The following is a 21,352-nucleotide window of genomic DNA, read 5'->3' on the forward strand; positions in this document are numbered from 1 at the left end:
GGGTCGGTCCGCCGGTGACCGGGTGGCCGGCGTCCTGGTCCGAGGCCGGTCCCACGGAGACCAGGGTCATCGCCTTCCTGGCCGGCACCAGCCTGACCGGCCGCACCAACGTGGCCAGCAACCTGGCCTGGGCCCTGGCCCGCGCGGGCCGGCGGGTCCTGGTGGTCGACGCAGGCCGGGGCGCGGTGCGGGTGCACGAGCACCTGCGGATGTTCCACACCGGTGAGTCGCCGGTGACCGACCACCTGCCGGCCGGGCTGGCCCGCCTGGTCTTCTCGCTGCCCGGGCTCGCCGGCACACAGACCACGCTGCGCGGGTATGCGGCCCTGCCCGGCCGGCTGGACGTGGTCTGGATCCCGGAGACGGCCGCCTGGCCGTCGGTGGCCGAGCTGGGCGGCGTGACCCGCAGCGAGCTGCGCCGGCAACTGCGCTTCACCGAGTACGACTACGTCCTGCTCGACCCGGCCGAGTCCACGGACGTCGTCGCGCAGTGGCTGGCGGTCCTCTGCGACGTGGTGGTCGTCTGCTTCCCGCACCGCTCCGCCCGGCTCGCCGACGCCGTGGCCGTGGCCGGGCAGGTGCACCGGGCCGCGCCGGCCGGCGTACGGATCATCGCCACCGCGACGGGCATGGACGAGAGCGACCCGGAGCGGGTCCGTAGCCGGGCGGAGGCCGTGCGTGCGGAGTTCCTCGGCGCGCTCGACGAGGCCACCCTCGGCGTCGACTTCGCCCAGGTGGACCTCCCCGGCGGCCCGGCCGGGCAGCCGCTGGCGCCGCTGCTGGAGGAGTCCCCGCACCGGGACCGCCTGCTGGCCGCCTACGGCGAGCTGGTGCGACTGGTGACCGACGGCGAGCTGCGCGACGTCCAGCCGGAGCCGGAGACGGCGCGCGGTCGATACCGGTACGGGCTGGGCCGGCAGGCCGCCGAGGAGTCCGGCGACGTGTTCCTCGCCCACTCCCCGCCGCAGCGCCCCTGGGCGGACTGGCTGCGGGCGGAGCTGGCGGCGGTCGGCCTTCCCGTCCGGCCGTGGAACGCGGCCGACGCGGCGCGGCGCGACGGGCCGATCACCGTGCTGGCGCTGGCCCCCGCCGACGACCCGGACGACCGCTGGCTGACCGGGATCGCCGAGGCGGTACGCGCCCGCGGCGACGCCGAGCTGGTGCTCGTGCGCACCTCGCCCGAGGCGGGCGGCAGCGACCCGGCCGGCGTGGACTCGAACGGCGTGGACCGGGTCGTCGACCTCACCGGCTGCACGGAGGAGGCGGCCCGCCAGCGGCTGCGCGGGGCGCTGGGCCTCGCCGTGGTCGCGGCCGTGCCCGTCGAGCGGGCCTGGCAGGCGGGCTTCCCGAGCGGTCGGAGCACCCTGCCCCGCGAGTTCCGGGTGCCCGCCCGGCCGAGGCTGTTCGTGGGCCGGGACCGGGAGCTGGGCGTGCTGCGCGACCTGCTGCTGGCCGGCCGGGAGGCCGAGCCCGTGCTGGTCCGCGGGCCGGCGGCCGCCGGCAAGACGAGCCTCCTCCGCGAGTACGTGCACCGGTTCCGCTGGGACTACGGCCTGATCGTCTGGGTCGCGGCGGGCAGCCGGCACGAGACGCGGTCGGTGCTGGCCGAGCTGGCCGACGAGCTGGGCGTCGAGCCGAGGGGCCACCCGGCCCAGGAGCTGCTGCACGAGCTGTCCCGGCGCACCGAACAGTGGCTGATGGTCTTCGACGGCATCGACGACCGGGAGCTGACCGGTCTGCTGCCGCCCGTCGGCAACGGGCACGTGGTGCTCACCCGCCGGGCAGACACCCCCGAGCCCTCCGACGGCGATCGTACGGTCACCGTCGGTGAGCTGACCGAGCCCGACGCCGTGCGGCTGCTCACCCGGCAGGTGGAGGGGCTCTCGCCCGGCCCGGCGGCGGCGGTCGTCGGAGCGGTGGGCGCCCTGCCGCTCGACCTGCGGCTCGCGGCGGGGCTGCTGGGGCAGGCCGGCATCCTGCTGCACGCGCGCCGGGCGATCACCGAGTCCCGGGCGGCGGACGCCGCCGTGCCGGCCTTCCGCGCGGCGGTCGCGCCGGCCCCGCCGGCCCCCGACGAGCCGGCCCTGCCCCGGATCGTCCGGGTGGCGCTGGCGCTGATGGGCGAGGAGTTCAGCGGCCGGGTCGCGGTGGTGCTGGCACAGCTCTGCGCGTTCGTGGCCCCGACGGGAATCTCCCTGGCGCTGGTGCAGTCCCGGCCGATGCGCGACCAGGTCGCGGCCGGGCTCTCCGCCGAGGACGCCGCCCTGCTGCGGGCCGACGGGTGGGAGATGGACCGGGCGCTGGCGGTCGCCACCCGGTTCCGGCTGGCCGACGTCGTCTGGGGTGGCGGCGGGACCGTCCGGGTGCACCCCGCCGTGCAGGCCGCCCTGCGGGACGGGATGACCGACGCCGAACGGGCCGCGCGGCGGGATCAGCTCCTGCGCGGCCTGGCCGCCAGCGCGCCCCGGACCGTCGCCGCGGCGTCGGCCCCCCGCCGAGAGCTGCACCGGCACCTGGTCAGCTCCGGCGCGCTCGACGTGACGGAACCGGACGAGGTCAGGCGCTGGCTGGTCGAGCAGCTTGAGCACCTGATCGCCCGGGGCGACGGGGAGGTCGCCGAGGCACTGCGCCTGTGGCGACCGGTGCTCGACCGGTGGCTGGCCCGGCACGGCTGGGACGACCGGCTCACCCTGCGCCTGGCGACCCGGCTCGCCGACGTCACCCGGGCGCTGGGCCGCAGCGACGAGGCGCTCGCGCTGAGCCAGGAGGTGCTCCGGCACGGCGCTTCGCTGCTCGGTCCCTACCATCCCAGGGTCCTGGTGACCCGCCGGGGGATGGCCGGTGACCTGCGTGGTCTGGGCCGGTTCCGGCCGGCCCTGATCGAGGACCAGACGACCTGGCGGGGCTTCCGCGACCAGTTCGGCAACGCCCACCCGGAGACCCTGATCGCCGCGCACAACCTGGCCAACTCCTACTACCTCGCCGGCCGGACCGACGAGGCGGCGCGGGTCGGTTTGCGGACCAGGGCCCGGCGGCTGCGGCTGTTCGCCGCCGACAACCCCGACACCCTCTGGCTGACCAGCGACATCGGCCGGTTCCTGGCCGAGCTGGGCGACCTCGACGAGTCCCGCCGGCTGCTGGACGACGCCTACCGGCGCCGGCTGGGCGGCGGCGGGCAGGGGGACGAGGACACCCTGCTGCTGCGGATCATCCGGAGCCTGGCGGTCACCGACCGGCGGCGCGACCAGCTCCCCCGGGCCAAGGACCTGAACAGCCGGGCCTACCTGGCGTTGCGCCGGCTGCTCGGCGAGGACAGCCCCCGGACCCGGTCGTGCCGGCTCAGCCTCGCCGTCGACTACCACCTGGCGGGGGAGAGCGAGCGCGCGGTCCGGCTGGCCGAGGACAGCCTCGCCGGTTACGAGCGCGACCTCGGCCCGGCGCACCCGTTCACCCACCTGGGCCGCAGCCTGCGGGCGGTCCTCGTGCGGGGCGCGGGCGGCGGGGAGGAGGCGGTCGTCGACGGGGAGAAGGCGGCGGCTGGCCTCATGGCGACGCTCGGTGAGTCGCATCCGTGGACCCTCGGCGGGCTGGTGAACCAGGCCGGGAACCTGGCGTTCGTACGCCGCGCCGCGCCGGCCGAGCAGCTCCTGCGCGCCGTCGTCGAGCAGGGCCGCGACCTGCTCGGCCCCGACCATCCCTACCTGCGTGCCGCCCGCCGGCTGCTGGCGACGGTGGTCAGCGACGGCGAGATCAGCGGCGGACACCCCTACGGCGGCGTCCCGCTCCACTTCGTCGACATGGAGGTGCCGGAGACATGAGCACGGACACCCCGGCCGGCGTGGCGGCGGCCGGCACCGGCGACCGCCGCATCGGCGTGGCGCTGGGCGGCCACCTGGACGGCCGGCGGCCCGCCGCGGTGGACGGCTGCGAGGAGCTGATGCAAACGGTCACCGGCATCGCGCACCTGGGCCGGTACACCAACGGCGTCTGCGACTTCGCCCTGGACGCCGATCCGGCCCCGGCCGCGACGGGATGCGCCGGCCTCGCCCCCGAGGAGCGGCAGCTCGTCGACCGGGACGTGGTGCACGTGACGACCGACCTGGACGCCCAGCTCCGCCCGGCGCGCAGCGGGGACCTCATCCGGGTCGTGCTGCACACCGCACTCGGTGCCCTCTTCACGCTCCAGGTGCGCCGGGAGCAGCATCTGGTCTGCGTGAGCGGGCCGGACGACCCGCCGGGGCCGCTGCCGCCCCGGGAGGAGGGGGTGCGCGCCGCAGACGTGGGCCTGTCCCGGCTCGCCAACCAGCTGCGCGAGGCCGTCAGCCAGCAGCCCACCGACTACGGCGGCTGGCTGAACGTCGTTGGGGCCGCTCCCGACCCCCCCGATCCGGCCGACGCCGCCGCCCCTGTGGTCACCAGCCCCCGGACCTGGGTCGGCGACGAGTCGTACGCCGGGCTGGCCGCCGCCTGCGCCGGCCGCCTCGGGGCCGACGACCTGCACTACGCGGCCGTCTGCCGCCCCGGGCGGGTGGAGGCGACGGCCGACCTGCTCGACGACCCCCGGCTGGCCCGGTTCTTCGACGACATCACCCCGACCCGCCGCCGGGACTTCTACGCCCTGGTCGGCCAGCGGATCGACGTGCTGCTGCGGGCCCTGGTGCGGGCCGCGCACCCGGTGGTCGGCTCCCGGGTACGCCGGCTGGTCCTCGACGTGGAGGAGGGGGCCCTCTACTGCTACCCGGTCGGCCTCGACCGTTACCTCCTCGGGGTCACCCTCGACCAGCACCGGGTGTGGGCGGCCGACGAGAAGGCGGCGCAGCTCAGCCGCGACCTGCTCGGATGAGCCGGCCGGCGGACCCGCCCGTCACGCCGCCCGCCGGGCGGGGGCCGGCCGCCGCCCCCGCCTCCGCACCGGCCGCGCCGGCCGTTCCCGCCGCACCGGCCGCGCCGGCCGTTCCCGCCGCACCGGCCGTCCCTGCCGCACCCGCGCCCCCGGCCCGCCCCGGCCGTGCCGGGGTGGTCGAGGCGGTCCTGCCATCGCTGCGGCGCAGTGGGCTCTTCGTCCTGGTGGCGGCGGCCGGCTGGGTCCTCGCCGGGCAGGCGGGCTGGACCGCAGCCCACCGGTCGGAGGGCTACCTCACTGTGGCCGGCGCCCTGCTCGCGGTCGGGCTGTTCGCCAGCACCCACGGCATCGACCTGCGGGCCGCCCGGGGAAACCTCCGCCTGGTCGGGCTGGCGATCACCCTCGGCGTGCTGGTCAAGGCGTCGCTGATCTCGGCGGTGATGTACCTGGCGTTCCGGGAGCCCGCCTACCTGGTCCTCGGCGTCGCGGTCGCCCAGATCGACCCGCTGTCGTTCGCGGCGGCCCGGTTGCAGTCCCGGATGTCCGGCCAGGCCAAGGCGATCCTCAGCGCCTGGGCGTCGTTCGACGACCCGGTGACCGTCCTGCTGACCGTGTACGCCGCCGCCTGGGTGCTGCCCCTGCTGCCGGCGGACCCGGCCGCGTCGTCCGCGCCGCCACACACCGGCATCGGGTCGTTCGGCCTCTCCCTCGCGGAGAACCTCGCCCTGGCCGCCGTGGCCGCCCTGCTGTGGTGGGGCACCGAGCGGGCACGCCGGACGGCGGCCGACCGGTCGCCGCGCTCCGGCCGGCTGCTGCGGCTGCTCCAGGTGCTCATCCTCGTGGGGCTGGGCGCGTTCGCGGTCTGGCAGTTCCTCATGCTGGGGCTCGCGCTGGCCGGGCTGGTCTACCGGCCGCCCATCGCGCCCGTGCTGGACCGGCTCACCCGGCTGGCGTTCCTGGCCGCCTCGTTCGCCCTCGGGCTGGTCCTCGTCGGGGGGCCGCACCTGGTGCCGGGGGTGGTGCTGGGGCTGTCCGCGGTCGCCGCGCACATGCTGGTGGCCGTCGTGATCGGGCGCCGGCTGCCGCCGTCGGACCGGCTGGACGTCGTGCTCGGCCAGCAGAACGGGATCACGGCGGTGCTCCTCGCGCTGGTGCTGGAACGCCAGTTCGTCGGGACGGTGGCCGTCGTCGCCCCGGCCATCGTCACCGTCAACCTGTTGCACGCGTTCGGCAACGGCCTGCGGGAGGCGTACCGGCGCGAGGCGCCCTCGACGGCCCCGACCGCCACCCCGCTGCCGGGTCAGCCCGGCCCCCGGCCCGCGCCGGCCCGACCCGACGCCCGCCCCGGCTGAGCGACCGACACCGGCCGGTCAACGCTGGCGGCTGCCCGGTCCCGCGAGCATCCGCCGCCGGCCCGGCGGCTGTCAGCGCTGGTCGGTGCCGAGGGCGGTCAGCAGCTCGCGGTGCACCCGAGCGCTGAAGTCGCCGAGGACGTCCTCCGCCTCCTCCTGCTGCTGCCGGGCCGCCCCGGCCGGGCCGACCAGCTCCCGCAGGCTGCGGACCTGGTAGAGCGGCAGGTACTCGTAGACCGCGTCGAAGATTCCGCACATGTTGGCCAGCCGTTCCCGTTCCCGGGGCGTCGGCCCCCCGGCCCGCTGGCCGACCGGCCGGTACCACTCGACGAGCGCCCGCCCGAACGCGTCGACGAGGGCGTCGAGCAGCCCCGCCACCCCGGCCGCCGACTGGATCTCCGGGGCCCTGATCCGGGCCCGGACGGTCTGCCGGGCGCCGCGCCCACCGGAGTCGTCCTGGAACGCCCGCCGCAGCAGCTCGCCCGCCGGGGTGAGCAGGTCCACCGCCGAGAAGGCCCGGTCGAACAGCTCGATCACGGCGACCGGCAGGGCGGTCAGCTCCCCGCGCCCCGTGCCGTCGCCGGTCGGCGCGGCGACCCCGCGCTGCACCTCGCGCAGCTCCCGGTGGATCGCGGCGAGCTGCTGGTCGTTGTGGACGCGCAGGTCCTCCAGCGAGCCGGTCAGCAGGCTCAGCATGTGCTGGGTCGCGGACTGCCGCCGGTCGAGGCGGGACAGGTGCGGCGCCACGGAGGCCAGCGGCCCTTCCAACGGGTAGCGCTCCTCCAGCCGGGCGGCCATCGCCTTGAACTCGACCGCGAGCTGGTCGGCGAAGGACCGGGGGCTGTAGTGCAACGGTTCCCGGCCCACCGCGTCGCGGATCCGTGGCAGGAACCGCTCCGGGGGCGGCTCCAGGACGACGAGGAGCAGCTCGCAGTCGCGGTGCGCGCGGACCGACCGCGCCCGGTGCTCCACCGCCGCGACGTCGCTCTCCTCCAGCAGTGGCCCGGCCAACAGGATTCCGCAGCCCGCGTCGTCGCGGCCGATCGGCACCCAGTAGTCGACCCGGCCGCCGGGGGTGTCGTCCAGGAAGTACTCCGGAACGTATGTCTCGTAGCCCACGGCGACCAGCACCTGGCGGATCTCCGCACGGACGTTCTGGGCGCTGCCTGCGTCGTAGATCTCCCGAGCGACCTGGCGGACCATCGGGTGGGTCACCGCGCCGCCCTGGTCCCGGGCGCGGCGCCACAGCCGGTGGCACAGCGAGATCACGCCGCGGGGGACGCCGTTGGTCAGCTCGACGACGTACCCCACGGTCTGCTCGGTGAACGGCTCCAGCCGGCCGCCCTGGCGGGCCAGGACGTAGTCGTGCACCTCGCGGGCGGTCAGCGGGGACATCCGCACACGCTCGCCGATCCGGTCCCGCACGTCCCGGCGCATCGTGGTGATCAGGTCGGGCAGGCCGGCGAGGATCAGGAAGGTGCTCGACGCGGCGAACACCCGCAGCATCTCCTTGAACGCGTCGAGCGCCTCGTCCTCGCGGCGGCCCGCCGCCGTGAGCAACTGGTCCAGCTCGTCGATGACCAGCACGAAGGGGCGCGAGCCATGCCCGAGGAGCAGGGCGAAGACCCCCATCGCCTGCAGGGCGGTGGCCTCGCTGCCGGTGATCGTGCCGGTGATGCCCCGCTCGCGGAGCACCTCGGAGGGAGGCCGGCCGGTGAACCACTCCCACACCGCGTCCTCGAAGCCGCCGCGCAGCAGCAGGGTGAGCGCCTGGGCGAACTCGGTGTTGTCGGTGACGTCCCGCAGCCGGCCCCGTAACCGCCCGAGGAGCTGGTTCTCCGGCAGGCTGAACGTGTCCACCACCTGCACGGGGTCGATCGAGCCGGCCAGCAGCGAGTCGGCGAGGGGCGCGGTGGCCCGGGACGTCCGCAACTCGGTGGCGAGGATGTCGGCGTACAGGCCCCGGACCCGCTCGTGGACCAGCTCCCGACGGTCGGCCAGCTTGTCGGCGAACGCCCGGTAGAGCGAGACGAAGGTGTCCGGCGGCGCGTTGAGGTGCAGCGACTGGACCGAACCGGCCGACTGCTTCGTGGCGTGCCGGATCAGGTATGACGCCAGGTGCGTCTTGCCGGTGCCGTAGTCGCCCACCACGGCGAGCACCCGGCCGGGGGACGCCTGGGGGCGGGCCTGCACGGCGGCCAGGTAGGAGTCCATGACGGCGGTCGCCCGCCGGACGGCGGCGGTGGGGATGGTGAGGACGGTCGACCCGGCGTCCGCGATCTGGGCGACGGCACTCGACGGGTAAGGATTGACCTCACCGCCGGGGTCCCGGTCGAACGCATCCATCAAGGCTGCCCCTCCAGGTCGCGCAGTCTCCTAATGAAGTGTCTGCTGATGTGCTCCCAGGTCACCTCATCCGGTCGGTCATCTTGCACCCGGAGTTCCTCGTACAAGCCGTAGAGTAACCATTGCATCTCGCGAATGGTTGCCAGTCGACCGTTGTCGATGAAGTCTTCCAGTGCGGTGGGTGCCAGCCGGGGGAGGGTGCCGGCCGGCAGCCGGTCCAGTCGGTGCTGGGCGAACTGGTCCGCGTGCCGGTGGTCGAAGCCGCTGACGTGCAGGTAGACGGGCGGCACCGGGCTGTCCCGGTCCAGCGCCTGGCGGTGCTCGGCGGGCAGCGCGTAGGCCGTCTCGGCGAAGAAGACGACCCGCCGGGGTGCCCGGGTCCCGTAGTAGACCAGCTCCTCGGTCAGGTCGGCCGAGGGCGGCAGCAGCACGATGAGGACCTGGTCGCGCTCCAGGCAGCCGGGCAGGTTGCGGTACGCGTCGTCCGGGCTGTCCCGCATCTCGTACGCGAGGTTCGTGGTGAGCAGCTGGAGCTCGAAGAGCTTGTCCATCAGCGCCCGGCACACGTTGCCCCGGCGCTGCGGGATGGCCTCGTTGTCCCGCGCCTCCCGGGTGAGGTCGACCACCTCGGCCGTCAGGTCGGCCTTGCCGAGCTGCTCCCGCAGCCAGTACGCGCAGCGGTTGATCAGCGCGGTCTTGCCGCATCCCCGTTCCCCGGTGACCAGCACCAGTCGGCCCTCATGGTGCAGGTAGGAAGGGTCGCCGAACTCCTCCTGGCACTGCTCGAAGGATTCCTCGGTGTGGTCCACCGGCACGTAGAAGTGCACGTGGTCGCGGTGGCGCAGCGGGTTGAGCGGGTCGACGTCCCGGCGCAGGCCCGGCACGGCGAAGGGGTTCGGCGGTCGCGCCGCCCGCCGCCGCCGACCGTTCCCGGCGGGCACCGACCCGCCGTTCCCGGTCCGCTCAGCCCCGCCGTTCCCGGTCTGCGCCGGCCCGCCTGCGCCTGCCGGCGCCGGCCCGCCGGCCGGGCGCGGAGCGTCGGCCGCCCGGTCCGTCCTGGTGGCGTCCGGGCTGGGGCCGAGCGGCTCGTCAGCGGTCGGGGCGGCGGTCACCGCACGCCCGCCGGGGGTCGACCGGGAAGGAGCCCGGAGTGCTGTACGGCCTGGGCCACCTGCTCCACCTCCGTCGCGAGCTGGCTGAGGGCGTCCCGCTGCCCCCTGATCCACTCGGCCCGGCGCTCCGGGTCCCGTCCAGCCGGGACGGCCCGGGACTCCACCGGGTTCTGGTCGAGGCCGGCGCTGAGCCGGCGCGGCAGCTCCCAGCCCCGGCGGGCGTCGGTCACCGCGTTCAGCCGGTTGACGAGTTCGAGCCGCCACTTCCGCGCCTCGCCGTCCTCCGGGGGAAGCCCCGGTCGGGCCTGCTCCAGCTCGCGCAGCAGCGCCTCGGCAGCGCGCCGGTACTCCCGGCCCGCCGTGCGCAGCGAGTCGGCCTCGGCCCGGCGTACCCCGGCCGTGGCCTGCCGCCCGCTGAACCAGGCGGCGAGCACCGCGCTGGCGGCGGCGAGCACGAGCGAGGGCGCCACCGTCGACCAGGGGGACGAGTTGCCGCCCGACGACCCGCCCTGCCGGCCGGCGGCGAGCAACCCCAGGCAGGCCCGGTCGAAGTCGGCCCGCCGGTCCGCCCGCCACTGCTCGATGTCGCCCTGCCCGGTCCGCCAGGTCAGCAGGCCGGTCGACGGGCCGGGTTCGACCAGGTCCAGCGCCACGGCGGCGTCCGCCAGGCTTGCCCGGTGCTCCGCGGACAGGCAGTGGATCCGGGCCCCGTCGTCGACCTTCGGGCCGGCCGTGGCCTGCCAGTACGCCAGCCCGACCGCGACCAGCACGAGCAGGACGGCACACGTCGCCACGACGGCCGGACGGCCGATGACGGATGGCACTCGCATAACGGCTGACTGTAGTGAAACCGAAGCATCCATGGATACCGCCGCCCGGTCGGAGATCCCGCTGACGCGCCGGCCCGGTCTCATCCGTAGGGCCTACCACCGGTGCCTCCGCCCGCCTGCCCCCTGCCGTCGATCAGCGGAGGTCGGTCGTGGTGTCCTCCGGCCGGTTCGCCGGACGCGGCGGCGCCGACCACGGCGACTCCCCGCCGGTACGCCGGGGCAGCGGCTCGGGCGCGCTCTGGTCCGGGTAGCCCAGGGTGAGCGGGCCGCTGTCCCGGTCGGGGCCGCTGTCCCGGTCCGGGCCGTTGCCGGGCGGCGGCCAGTCGGTGAGCGTGAAGGTGTTCTCGTCCGGCTTTCCGGCCGGGGCGGTCGCCGGCTGCGGCCAGCGCCGCCACCGCTGCCGGCTGGCCGTGGCCATCAGCAGCAGCACGCCGAGCAGGAAGAGGGTGCCGTTCTGCACCGGCAGGTGCAGCGGCAGCGGGTCGCTCAGCACCTTCCGATCCCCGGGGAGGAGGTCGCGCACCTCGAACGGCGTGACGAACATCCCGACGTACGGGGCGACCAGCAGCAGCCCCGCGACCAGCGGGCCGAGCGGCGAGACGCGCAGGGTGCCCAGCAGGCCGAGCAGGATGCCGGCGACGGCCAGGTAGACGGCCGGCTCGATCAGGTTGGCCGTGTTGAACGTGCCGATCTCCACCCACCGGGTGATCGTGCGGCTCGACCCGTCCTGTCCGAGGGTGACCAGCACCCAGGTGACGGGTGCCACCACCAACCCGGCGAGGAAGCTCCAGAGATGTCGCATCCGCGCACCGTACCGTTTCCCGCATGACAGATCATCCCTCCGCCTCGCCGCAGGGCAAGCCCACCTCGTACTCCCGCGTCACGCTCAGCCGAATCATGACGGCGGTCGATGTCAATCTGTACGGGACCGTGCACGGAGGGGTGTTGATGAAGTTCGTCGACGACGTGGCGGGCGCGGCGGCGGCCCGGCACAGCGGCGGCACGGCGGTGACCGCCGCGATCGACGAGATCATCTTCTCCGAGGCGGTCCGGGTGGGTGACCTGGTGCACGCGCACGCCCAGGTCAACTGGACCGGGCAGACGTCGATGGAGGTGGGCGTGCGGGTGGTCGCCGAGCGCTGGGACTCGGCCGAGGACGCGCCCGTCCGGGTGGCCACCGCGTACCTGGTCTTCGTGGGGGTGGACGTGGGCGGGGCGCCCCGCCCGGTCCGGCCGGTGCTGCCGGAGACCCCGGAGGACGAGCGCCGCTACCGGGAGGCCGAGATCCGCCGCGCCCACCGGCTCGCGAAGCGCCGCGCCATCCAGGCGCATCGGGAGAGCTGACCCCGCTCGGCGGACAGTGCCGCCGCGAGGTAGGGCAAGATGGCGCCAGGGCCCATGTCACAAGGTGGTGCGGGGCCCGGAGGAGGGTGGAGCAGTGGGTGACGTGCTGTGGACGCCGCCGGCGGACGTGCGTGAGCGGTCCCGGATCGGCGGCTACCTGCGCTGGCTGGCCGAGCACCGCGGGCTGGAGTTCGCCGACTACGACGCGCTGTGGCAGTGGTCGGTCACCGACCTCGACGCGTTCTGGCGCTCCGTCTGGGACCACTTCGGCGTCGTCGCGCACACCGAGCCGACGGCCACGCTGACCGACCCGGTGATGCCGGGGACCCGCTGGTTCCCCGGGGCCACCCTCAACTACGCCGAGAACGTGCTGCGGATGCCGGGGCTGGGCGACGACGACCCGGTGGTGATCGCGCACGGCCAGACCCGCGCCCCGGAGACCCTGACCGCCGCCGAGTTGCGCGAGCGGGTCCGCCGGGTGGCGGCCGGGCTGCGCCGGCTCGGCGTCGGCCCGGGCGACCGGGTGGCCGCGTACGCGCCGAACATCCCCGAGACGTACGTGCTGCTGCTGGCCACCGCCAGCCTCGGCGCGGTCTTCTCGTCCTGCGCCCCCGAGTTCGGCACCCGCAGCGTCACCGACCGGTGGCGGCAGATCGAGCCGAAGGTCCTCGTCGCCGTCGACGGCTACCGGTACGGCGACAAGCCCGTCGACCGGCGTGCCGAGGTGGCCGCGATCCGGGCCGCCCTGCCGTCGCTCCGGCACACCGTCAGCGTCCCGTACCTCTACCCGGCCGGGGCCGGCGGCCATGATTCGGCCTCGGCGCCGCTGGGCGGCGCTCCGGACCGGATGAAGGCCGCGCCCGGGGGCACGGTCTCCTGGGCCGAGCTGGCCGCGCCGACCGACGAGCCGCTGGCCTTCGTCCCGGTGCCGTTCGACCACCCGCTGTACGTGCTCTACTCCTCCGGCACCACCGGGCTGCCCAAGCCGATCGTGCACGGCCACGGCGGCATCCTGCTGGAACACCTGAAGATGCTCGCCCTGCACCACGACCTGGGCCCGGGCGACCGGTTCCTCTGGTTCACCACCACCGGCTGGATGATGTGGAACTTCCTGGTCTCCGGGCCGGCGGTGGGCGCGGCGATCGTGCTGTTCGACGGCAACCCCGGCCACCCCGACCTGGGCGGGCTGTGGCGACTGGCCGAGGAGACGGGCACCACGTACTTCGGCACCTCCGCGCCGTACCTGCTGGCCTGCCGCAAGGCCGGGCTGGTGCCGAGGGAGATCGCCGACCTGTCCGCGCTGCGGGGGGTCGGCTCGACCGGAGCGCCGCTGCCCGCCGAGGGCTTCACCTGGGTGTACGCCAACGTCGGCGACGCCCTCCAGCTCCAGTCCCTCTCCGGCGGCACGGACGTGTGCACCGGCTTCGTCGGCGGGGTGCCGCTGCTGCCGGTGCACGCCGGGGAGATCACCTGCCGGGCCCTCGGGGCGAAGGTGGAGGCCCGTTCCGCCGACGGCACCCCGGTGGTCGGCGAGCTGGGCGAGCTGGTGATCACCGCGCCGATGCCGAGCATGCCGGTCGGGTTCTGGAACGACCCGGACGGCGCCCGCTACCGGGAGGCGTACTTCGACGTCTACCCGGGGGTGTGGCGGCACGGGGACTGGATCACCATCAACGACCGGGGCGGCTGCGTGATCACCGGCCGCTCCGACGCCACCCTCAACCGGGGCGGGGTCCGGCTCGGCACCGCCGAGTTCTACTCCGTCGTCGAGGGCCTGGACGAGGTCGTCGACTCGGTGGTGGTGCACCTGGAGGACGACGAGGGCGGCGCGGGGGAGCTGCTGCTGTTCGTGGTGCTCGCCGAGGGCCTGGAGCTGGGCGACGACCTGCGCAAGAAGATCTGCCGCGAGCTGCGTACCGCCCTCTCGCCGAGGCACGTCCCCGACGAGATCCACCAGGTGCGGGCCGTCCCGCGCACCCTGTCGGCGAAGAAGCTGGAGGTCCCGGTGAAGAAGATTCTCACCGGCACCCCGGTCGACAACGCGGCGGCCAGGGGCGCACTGGCCAACCCGGAGTCCCTGACGGCCTTCGCCGCCTTCGCCCAGCGCCGCTCGGAGTCGGGCTCCCAGACCCCCGCCTGACCCCGTCGATCATCCAGGGGCGGTGCCGCGAAAGCGGCGCACGCCGCTGATCGGCGTCAGGTCAGGGCCAGGGTGACCTTTTCCGTGTCCGTGCGGGAGGGGACGCGGGCCGGGTCGAGGTTGGCGCAGAGGACGACGGTGGCGCCGGCCATCAGCGGGGCCAGCAGCCAGTCGACCGGGTCGGGGTGGGCGGCGGCGTCCAGCAGGACCCGGTCGCCCCGGGCGATGCCCAGCTCCGTCGCGCGGGTGGCCGCGCGGGCCAGCAGCTCCGCGTCCTGCGGCCCGCCCTTCGGGTACGGGGTGAAGTGGTCGCCGTGCGCCCGGACGGCGAGCACGTAGTCGGCGAAGCCGGCGGGCACCTCGCGCAGCGGCTGGGCGAACGGGGCGAGCGCGAGCACGTACCGCTCGCCGGCCGGCCAGGCGTCCGCCTCGGCGACCCGGTCGACGGCGGCGAAGAGCACCTCGGCCGGGCCCGGGCCGCCGGCCACGGTCAGCCCCACCGACCAGCAGCCGAGCAGCACGGCGGCGGTCTGCCAGTGCGGTGGCAGCAGCACCGCGGCCGACTCGCCCGGCCCGGTGCCGATTTCGTCGACGAGCAGGTTGGCGGTCTTGGCCACCCAGTTGGCCAGCGTCGCGCCGGACAGTTCGGCGCGCTCGCCGGTGGCGTCGTCGTACCAGGTCAACAGGGGGCGGGTGGGGTCGGGCGCGATCGCGTCGGTGAACACCAGGGCAATGTTGTCGGCCATCGGCGCGAACGATACGCCCCCCGCGCCCGCAGTCGTTGACAAGGACAAGTCGGCGTACCGTCGGGTCGCAGTCAGCGCCCGGCCCTGGCTCCGGCGTAGGCTTGCCCGGAGTGTTGTTCCCCACAGATTCGCCACTGCAAGGAGTCGCCCCGTGACCGCCGGTCGCCCGCCCCGCGTACTCATCGACGCCACTAGTGTCCCCGTCGACCGCGGTGGCGTCGGTCGATACGTCGATGGCCTGCTCGGCGCCCTCGGCAAGGTGTGCGGCCAGGGGGTCGACCTGGCCGTGGTCAGCCTCCGCACCGACCTGGAGCGCTACAGCCGGATGCTGCCCGGCGCGGAGATCGTCGCCGCCCCGGCCGCGGTGGCGCACCGGCCGGCCCGGCTCGCCTGGGAGCAGACCGGCCTGCCCCTGCTGGCCCAGCAGGTCGGCGCGCAGGTGCTGCACTCGCCGTTCTACACGTGCCCGCTGCGGGCGGGCTGCCCGGTGACGGTGACCGTGCACGACGCGACGTTCTTCACCGAGCCGGAGCACTACGACAAGTCCCGCCGGACGTTCTTCCGCAGCGCGATCAAGACCTCGCTGCGCCGCGCCAGCCGGGTGATCGTGCCGAGCAAGGCCACCCGGGACGAGCTGATCCGCCTGCTCGACGCCGACCCGACCCGGATCGACGTCGCCTACCACGGGGTCGACCACGCCGCCTTCCACGCCCCGGGCGAGGAGGAGAAGGCCCGGGTCCGGGCCCGGCTGGGGCTCGGCGACAGCAGCTACATCGCCTTCCTCGGGGCGAAGGAGCCGCGTAAGAACGTCCCCAACCTGATCCGCGGCTGGGTCCGGGCGGTGGCCGACCGGGTCGACCCGCCGGCGTTGGTCGTCGCGGGCGGCCAGGGGCACGACGACGACATCGACCGGGCGGTCGCCGAGGTGCCGTCGCACCTGCGGCTGCTCCGCCCGGGTTACCTGCGCTACGCCGACCTGCCGGGCTTCCTCGGCGGGGCGCTGGTCGCCGCCTACCCGTCGTACGGTGAGGGCTTCGGCCTGCCGATCCTGGAGGCGATGGCCTGCGCCGCCCCGGTGCTGACCACCCCGCGGCTGTCGCTGCCGGAGGTCGGCGGCGACGCCGTCGCCTACACCAGCGAGGACCCGGCCCAGATCGCCGCCGACCTGGTCGCCCTGCTGGACGACGAGCAGCGACGGTTGTCGCTGGCCAAGGCCGGTTTCGACCGGGCGAAGGAGTTCACCTGGGAGTCCAGCGCCGAGGTGCACATCGCGGCGTGGAGCCGGGCCCGCGCCTGAGGCTTCGGCCGACGGTGCGTCCGTAGCGTGGCGGTTCGGGCATGATGTGCTGATGCTCTACGCCGTCATCCCGGCGGGCGGCAGCGGCACGAGGTTGTGGCCGTTGTCCCGCGCGGGCCATCCCAAGTTCCTCCACCCGCTCACCGGCACCCCCGCGTCCCTGCTCCAGGCGACAGTGGACCGGTTGGCCCCGCTGACCACCCCGGAACACGTCCTGGTGGTCACCGGAGCCGCGCATGTCACTGCGGTGGCGCGACAGCTTGCCGGCCTGCCCGAGGAGAACATCCTTGTGGAGCCCTCCCCTCGGGACTCCTGCGCGGCGATCGCACTCGCCGCGGCGGTGATCGCGCTGCGCGAGCCGGACGCGGTGATGGGCTCCTTCGCCGCCGACCACCTGATCCGGGACGTCGACGCGTGGGTGGCCACGGTCCGCGAGGCGGTGCGCGGCGCCGAGCAGGGGCTGCTCATGACGGTGGGGATCACCCCCACCCGGGCCGAGACCGGGTACGGCTACCTGCACACCGGCGACCCGGTCGGCGACGGGCCGCTGCGGCCGGTGCGGGAGTTCAAGGAGAAGCCGGCCGCCGAGGTGGCGGAGGCGTACCTGCGCTCGGGGCACCATTTGTGGAACGCCAGCATGTTCGTCTGGCGGGTCGACGTGTTCCTGGCCGAGCTGGCCCGGCAGCAGCCGGCGCTGCACGCCGGGATCACCGCGATCGCCGCCGCCTGGGGCACCCCGGAGCAGGACGACGTCCTCGGCACGGTCTGGCAGACCCTGCCGAAGATCTCCGTCGACTACGCGGTGATGGAGGGCGCGGCGACCGCCGGCCGGGTGGCGACGGTCCCCGGTGACTTCGGCTGGAACGACGTCGGCGACTTCCACACCCTCGGCGACGTGCTCCCGGCCGACCCGGCCGGCAACGTGGTGCTCGGCGTGGACGCCGAACCGGGCGTGCTGTTGCGCGACAGCACCAACCTGGTTGTGGTCCCGCATTCCGGCCGGCTGGTGGCCGTGCTCGGCGTGCACGACCTGATCGTGGTCGACACCCCGGACGCGGTGCTGGTCTGCCCCCGCGACCGCGCCCAGGACGTGAAGGCCCTCGTCGACGAGCTGAAGGACCGGGGCGAGGAGAGCTACATCTGACCCGTCCGACCCGGGCGGCGGCGGCCGTTGCCCGGACCCGGGGCGGCCCTGGATCAGCCAGGGTCAGCCTGGGGCCGGCTCGTCGCCGGGCCCGGGCCGGCCCGGGTTCAGCGGGCTCGGCGGCGCAGGGCGGCCAGGGCCGGGGCGACGAGCTGGGCGGTGCCGCCGGCCAGCGGCTCGGGCAGCCGGTCCGGGGGGAACCAGCCGAGCGCCTCGGACTCGTCGCTGACCCGTTCCGTCGCGCCGGCCGGGGCGAAGACCGCGAAACGCACGTCGTGGTGCAGCGAGCCGCCCTGGCAGGCCACCGGGTGGATGTCCACGTCGATCGGGACCGGGTCGACGACCAGGCCGGCGATGCCGGACTCCTCGCCCGCCTCGCGCAGCGCGGCCCCGGCCAGCGTCCGGTCGCCGGGCTCGCAGTGCCCGCCGAGCTGCACCCACCGGTGGAACTTGCCGTGCAGGCAGAGCAGGATCCGCTCGCCGGTGGCGTCGAGGACCAGCGCGCTCGCGGTGATGTGACCGGCCCGGTGCTCCCGGCCCAGTGCCGCCGGCCCGTCGGCCAGCAGGTCGAGGGTGCGGTCCCGGGCCCCCCCGGCCGCCGCGCCGGTCGGCGTCCATCCGGCCAGCAGGGCCGTCGCGTCGGCGTGCAGGGCCGCGTACGCCCCGACGCCCGGGGCACTGTCACGAGAGGATTCCTGCTCCACCGGAGGCGTCACCAGGGGCCCCTTCCGCACGGCTGGCACGGGGAAACTCTAGACGCGTGCGTCCGCTGCCTACCTTCGCCCCGTGACCCTGCGACCCGTCGAGTTCGGATCGCGCTCTGGGTCGGCCGGCCGCCCCGGCCTGGCGGGCGGCCGGGGCGGTGGCCGGGTGGCACCCCTGCGGAACAAGGGCCGCAGACCCTCGTGGTGCCGCCCGGCCGCCGGATCCTCCCCGGCCCCGGTGCCCCGGGCCGACGTCGATCGACGGACCGGCCCGTTGCGGGGCAGACAGAGCATGCCGAAGTCGGGCCCGGGCCGTCGAGGTTTTTCAGCCCACGCTTAAAAATGGAGATAAATGCCGTCCGGGTACAGTGCGAACGGTCAGCGGGCCCGCTCGCTGTCCACCGGCACGGGAGCGTTCCAATGCTGAAGATCCACTTTTCCCCCGAGGACATCCTTCGTACCCGGGTCGCCCCGGGTGCGGATCCGCTCTGGGAACTGACCCTCAGCATGCACGTGCTCCAGGTGCGCCGTCAGGACCCGCTGACCTCAGGCTGGCGTCGCGGCGTCTCCCGGGAGCTGCGCCGGCACGTCGGCAAGGAGCAGCTCCGGCTGCTGTTCGCGCTGAACCCGGGCTGGGGCTACTTCCCCGACTTCCTCACCCCGCACGACAGCGTCCAGGGCTTGGAGGCGGGGCTGGACGCGGTGCGGAGCACGCCCGTCCCGCTGCTGCAGCGGGACCTCACCCGGGTGATCGCGGAGAATCCCCTGCCCTCCTCGGCGGCGGCGCTGGCCCGGGGCGAGCCCGAGATGCTGCGCCACCTCACCGAGTCGATGGAGCAGTACCGGGCGCTGGCGCTCAGCCCGTACTGGTCGCACATCCAGGCCGCGGTGGAGGCGGACCGGACTCGGCGGGCCCGGTCCCTGCTGAACCAGGGCGTCGAGGGGCTGTTGGCCAGCCTCCGCCCGATGGCCCGGTGGGAGGAGGGGGTGCTGGAGATCCGCGGCTACCCGGACAGCCGGGAGCTGCACCTGGGCGGCCGGGGCCTGCTGTTGGTGCCGTCGTTCTTCTGCGCCAGCATTCCGGTGGCGCTGCTCGACCCGGCGCTGCCGCCGGTGCTGGTCTACCCGGTGGACCGGTTGGGCGGGCTGGCCCCCGCCCCCGGCGAGGGCGGCGCGACCGGCAGCGGCCGGGAGGCGCTGGCCGCCCTGCTCGGCCGGACCCGGGCGGCGGTGCTGGAGGCCACCGGCGAGGGCTGCACCACCGGCGAGGTGGCCCGCCGCCTGCGCATCTCCCCGGCCGCGGCGAGTCAGCACGCCACCGTGCTGCGCAACGCCGGCCTGCTGGTCAGCCATCGGGACCGCAACACGGTGCTGCACACCCTCACCCCGCTGGGCCGCGCCATCCTCGACGCCTGAGCGGAACCGCCGCCAGCCGGCGGGCAAGGATCAGGTGTCAGAGGGCGAGCGCGGCGCTGGCCGTGCTGCCGGTCGGCGGTGACAGCAGCGCCGACGGAATCCCCTCGGCGGCCAGCGCGGTGCGCAGGCGTTGCAGGTCCGCGCCGAAGCGCACCAGGTCCGCGGGGTCCACCGGGGCCGGCAGCTCGCCGAGCACCAGGGCGGTGGCCCGCTCCGGCCAGCGGGGCACGGCGGCGACCAGCATGGCGCGTACGTCGTCGTCGGTGACGTGGGTGAACACCGCGCCGGGGGCGACCACGCCGGCCACCGCGGCGATCGCCCGCCGCACGGCGGCCGGGTCGACCGGGGCCTCGCCCGGGCCGTCCGGCAGCACCGCGGCGGCGGCCAGCCCGGCCGCCGTCGCCTCGGCGGTGCCGAGCGAGAAGAGGTCCAGCTCCGCGTCGCGGACCAGCTCCCGTGCGCCGGGGCCGTCGTCCCGGGCGGCCGTGAGGTACCCGCGGACCACCGCGACCGGCACCTGGTCGCACTTTCCCTTGATCAGCTCTCCGGCACCGGCCAGCTCGTCCACCACGGCCATCTCGGTGAGGTGGAGCTCGTTGCCGTACGGGTCGACCTCGCCCCGGTGGTCGCGGATCGCCGGCATCCCGGCGACCCCGAGCGCCACGTCGGTGAGCCCGTTGCGCCAGGGCCGGCCCATGGTGTCGCTGACGATCACCGCGACGTCCAGGTCGTAGCGCTCGCGCAGGGCCGCCCGCAGGGCCCGCGCCGAGGCGTCCGGGTCTTTCGGGAGCAGCACCAGCCGGGTCTTGTCGACGTTCGAGGCGTCGATCCCGGCGGAGGCCATCACGAAGCCGTGATGGGTCTGCACGATCCGGGTCGCCCCCCTGGCGGCCACCACCCGGGCGGTCTCAGCGGCCAGCACCTCGTCCCGGGCGGCCAGCCGCTCCGGCCCGTCGGCCGGCACGTCCACCAGCCTTCCCTCGGACTTGGAGACGATCTTGCTGGTGACCACCAGCACGTCGCCGTTGCGCAGCCACGGCGCGGCGGTCGCGATCAGCGCCGCCAGGTCGTCGCCCTCGGTCACGTCGCCGATGCCCAGCACCGGCAGAATCTCCAGCCTCACACCAGCTCCAACGCGGCCCGGACCATCGCCGCCGTCGCCGCCTCGTCCGTCATCAGCAGCGGCACCGCCCGGACCGTCACGTCCGGCACCACGGTGCCGGCATCCTCGGACGCCACGAGCCAGCCGTCCAGCAGGCCGCCGGAGGACCGGCTCCCGTACAGCCCGCCCACCCCGGCGGCGCTGCACTCGACGCCCACCACGGCCAGGCAACGGTCGGCCATCCCGCGCACCGCCGCGCCGTCGATGATCGGGGAGACGCCGACGACCGGGGCCGGCCCGTCCGTGACCGCCTCCCGCAGCCCCGGCACGGCCAGCACCGGGGCGACGCTCACCACCGGGTTGCTCGGCGCGACCAGCACCACGTCGGCCGAGGCGATCGCGTCCAGCACGCCGGGCGCGGGCTTCGCGGTCTCCGCGCCGACGAAGACGAACCGGTGGGTCGGGACGTCCGCCCGGTGCCGTACCCACCACTCCTGGAAGTGGATCGCCCGCTGGCCACCGGCGGGATCGTCCACCACGACGTGCGTCTCCAGCCGGTCGTCGGTCGCCGGCAGCAGGCGTACGCCGGGCTGCCAGCGGGTGGCCAGCGCCTCGGTGACCGCCGACAGCGGGTACCCGCCGGTCAGCATGGTGGTGCGGACGAGGTGGGTGGCGATGTCCTTGTCGCCGAGCCCGAACCAGGCCGGCTCCGCCCCATACGCGGCCAGCTCCGATTTCACCGTCCAGGTCTCGCCGACCCGCCCCCAGCCCCGCTCGGGATCGGCGCCGCCGCCGAGCGTGTACATGACGCTGTCCAGGTCGGGGCAGACCTTCAGCCCGTGCAGGTAGAGGTCGTCGCCGACGTTGACCACGGCGGTCACCTCGGCCCCCACCTCGCGGGCATAGGCCCGGGCGCCGAGCAGGAACCGGGCGCCCCCGATGCCGCCGGCCAGTACGACGATGCGCATGGCGTCCA

The 21,352-nt window shown here is 75.1% G+C and carries 16 protein-coding genes; 8 read left to right on the forward strand and 8 right to left on the reverse strand.

The window, feature by feature from the left end:
• Positions 1-14 precede the first annotated feature (14 nt).
• Genes fxsT through GVV04_RS10905 form a run of 3 tightly spaced genes read left to right on the forward strand, consistent with a single transcriptional unit; the run spans position 15 to position 6,195 of the window.
• Positions 15-3,818 carry an FxSxx-COOH system tetratricopeptide repeat protein gene (gene fxsT, locus GVV04_RS10895; RefSeq protein ID WP_161687204.1) on the forward strand — a complete coding sequence of 1,268 codons (3,804 nt, stop codon included), beginning with the start codon at positions 15-17 and terminating at the stop codon, positions 3,816-3,818.
• On the forward strand, positions 3,815-4,843 hold the full coding sequence (locus GVV04_RS10900; RefSeq protein WP_161687206.1) for a hypothetical protein: 1,029 nt from the start codon (positions 3,815-3,817) through the stop codon (positions 4,841-4,843). Before fxsT ends, GVV04_RS10900 begins: the two co-directional genes overlap by 4 nt.
• Positions 4,840-6,195: a hypothetical protein gene (locus GVV04_RS10905; RefSeq protein ID WP_161687208.1), complete on the forward strand. Its 1,356-nt coding sequence runs from the start codon at positions 4,840-4,842 to the stop codon at positions 6,193-6,195. Before GVV04_RS10900 ends, GVV04_RS10905 begins: the two co-directional genes overlap by 4 nt.
• A 72-nt stretch (positions 6,196-6,267) precedes the next feature.
• Here the strand turns inward: GVV04_RS10905 and GVV04_RS10910 are convergent, their stop codons facing one another.
• The 4 genes from GVV04_RS10910 to GVV04_RS10925 form a co-directional block, all read right to left on the reverse strand.
• Positions 6,268-8,541, reverse strand: a complete 2,274-nt coding sequence (locus GVV04_RS10910; protein WP_161687210.1) for a BREX system ATP-binding domain-containing protein — start codon at positions 8,539-8,541, stop codon at positions 6,268-6,270.
• Positions 8,541-9,482 carry an ATP-binding protein gene (locus GVV04_RS10915; RefSeq protein ID WP_161687212.1) on the reverse strand — a complete coding sequence of 314 codons (942 nt, stop codon included), beginning with the start codon at positions 9,480-9,482 and terminating at the stop codon, positions 8,541-8,543. Before GVV04_RS10915 ends, GVV04_RS10910 begins: the two co-directional genes overlap by 1 nt.
• Before the next feature lie 167 nt (positions 9,483-9,649).
• Entirely contained in the window at positions 9,650-10,483 is an 834-nt protein-coding gene (locus GVV04_RS10920; protein WP_161687214.1) for a hypothetical protein, read from the reverse strand.
• 133 nt (positions 10,484-10,616) lie between these two features.
• Positions 10,617-11,285, reverse strand: coding sequence for a hypothetical protein (locus GVV04_RS10925; RefSeq protein ID WP_161687216.1), 669 nt, complete (start codon positions 11,283-11,285; stop codon positions 10,617-10,619).
• 23 nt (positions 11,286-11,308) lie between these two features.
• On the opposite strand from GVV04_RS10925, the gene GVV04_RS10930 reads away from it, so the two are divergent.
• Both GVV04_RS10930 and GVV04_RS10935 read left to right on the forward strand, forming a co-directional pair.
• Complete coding sequence (locus GVV04_RS10930; protein ID WP_161687218.1) at positions 11,309-11,827, forward strand: acyl-CoA thioesterase; 519 nt, start codon at positions 11,309-11,311, stop codon at positions 11,825-11,827.
• Positions 11,828-11,921: 94 nt separating this feature from the next.
• Positions 11,922-13,967: an acetoacetate--CoA ligase gene (locus GVV04_RS10935; protein ID WP_161687220.1), complete on the forward strand. Its 2,046-nt coding sequence runs from the start codon at positions 11,922-11,924 to the stop codon at positions 13,965-13,967.
• Positions 13,968-14,023: 56 nt separating this feature from the next.
• Here the strand turns inward: GVV04_RS10935 and GVV04_RS10940 are convergent, their stop codons facing one another.
• Entirely contained in the window at positions 14,024-14,713 is a 690-nt protein-coding gene (locus tag GVV04_RS10940) for a TIGR03089 family protein (RefSeq protein ID WP_161687222.1), read from the reverse strand.
• Positions 14,714-14,864: 151 nt separating this feature from the next.
• On the opposite strand from GVV04_RS10940, the gene GVV04_RS10945 reads away from it, so the two are divergent.
• Both GVV04_RS10945 and GVV04_RS10950 read left to right on the forward strand, forming a co-directional pair.
• Positions 14,865-16,010 carry a glycosyltransferase family 4 protein gene (locus GVV04_RS10945; protein ID WP_161687224.1) on the forward strand — a complete coding sequence of 382 codons (1,146 nt, stop codon included), beginning with the start codon at positions 14,865-14,867 and terminating at the stop codon, positions 16,008-16,010.
• Positions 16,011-16,062: 52 nt separating this feature from the next.
• Entirely contained in the window at positions 16,063-17,154 is a 1,092-nt protein-coding gene (locus tag GVV04_RS10950) for a mannose-1-phosphate guanylyltransferase (RefSeq protein WP_161687226.1), read from the forward strand.
• 107 nt (positions 17,155-17,261) lie between these two features.
• Here the strand turns inward: GVV04_RS10950 and GVV04_RS10955 are convergent, their stop codons facing one another.
• A complete protein-coding gene (locus GVV04_RS10955; protein ID WP_161688343.1) occupies positions 17,262-17,858 on the reverse strand; it encodes an NUDIX hydrolase in 597 nt (198 codons plus the stop codon).
• A gap of 420 nt (positions 17,859-18,278) precedes the next feature.
• Here GVV04_RS10955 and GVV04_RS10960 point away from each other — a divergent pair, with 420 nt between their 5' ends.
• Positions 18,279-19,274: an ArsR/SmtB family transcription factor gene (locus GVV04_RS10960; protein WP_161687228.1), complete on the forward strand. Its 996-nt coding sequence runs from the start codon at positions 18,279-18,281 to the stop codon at positions 19,272-19,274.
• Between the two features lie 37 nt (positions 19,275-19,311).
• Here GVV04_RS10960 and GVV04_RS10965 read toward each other — a convergent pair whose 3' ends face one another.
• Positions 19,312-20,397, reverse strand: coding sequence for a coenzyme F420-0:L-glutamate ligase (locus GVV04_RS10965; RefSeq protein ID WP_161687230.1), 1,086 nt, complete (start codon positions 20,395-20,397; stop codon positions 19,312-19,314).
• On the reverse strand, positions 20,394-21,344 hold the full coding sequence (gene cofD / locus GVV04_RS10970; protein ID WP_161687231.1) for a 2-phospho-L-lactate transferase: 951 nt from the start codon (positions 21,342-21,344) through the stop codon (positions 20,394-20,396). Before cofD ends, GVV04_RS10965 begins: the two co-directional genes overlap by 4 nt.
• Positions 21,345-21,352 lie beyond the last annotated feature (8 nt).

This window comes from Micromonospora rubida (genome assembly GCF_009908295.1).
Taxonomy (GTDB): domain Bacteria; phylum Actinomycetota; class Actinomycetes; order Mycobacteriales; family Micromonosporaceae; genus Micromonospora; species Micromonospora rubida.

Excerpts from the sequence above, each read along its gene's own strand:
- GVV04_RS10960 (WP_161687228.1), top strand. The coding sequence starts at position 18,279 with ATGCTGAAGATCCACTTTTCCCCCGAGGACATCCTTCGTACCCGGGTC.
- GVV04_RS10910 (WP_161687210.1), bottom strand. The coding sequence starts at position 8,541 with ATGGATGCGTTCGACCGGGACCCCGGCGGTGAGGTCAATCCTTACCCG.
- GVV04_RS10940 (WP_161687222.1), bottom strand. The coding sequence starts at position 14,713 with ATGGCCGACAACATTGCCCTGGTGTTCACCGACGCGATCGCGCCCGAC.
- cofD (WP_161687231.1), bottom strand. The coding sequence starts at position 21,344 with ATGCGCATCGTCGTACTGGCCGGCGGCATCGGGGGCGCCCGGTTCCTG.
- GVV04_RS10920 (WP_161687214.1), bottom strand. The coding sequence starts at position 10,483 with ATGCGAGTGCCATCCGTCATCGGCCGTCCGGCCGTCGTGGCGACGTGT.
- GVV04_RS10950 (WP_161687226.1), top strand. The coding sequence starts at position 16,063 with ATGCTCTACGCCGTCATCCCGGCGGGCGGCAGCGGCACGAGGTTGTGG.
- GVV04_RS10905 (WP_161687208.1), top strand. The coding sequence starts at position 4,840 with ATGAGCCGGCCGGCGGACCCGCCCGTCACGCCGCCCGCCGGGCGGGGG.
- GVV04_RS10900 (WP_161687206.1), top strand. The coding sequence starts at position 3,815 with ATGAGCACGGACACCCCGGCCGGCGTGGCGGCGGCCGGCACCGGCGAC.
- GVV04_RS10930 (WP_161687218.1), top strand. The coding sequence starts at position 11,309 with ATGACAGATCATCCCTCCGCCTCGCCGCAGGGCAAGCCCACCTCGTAC.
- GVV04_RS10925 (WP_161687216.1), bottom strand. The coding sequence starts at position 11,285 with ATGCGACATCTCTGGAGCTTCCTCGCCGGGTTGGTGGTGGCACCCGTC.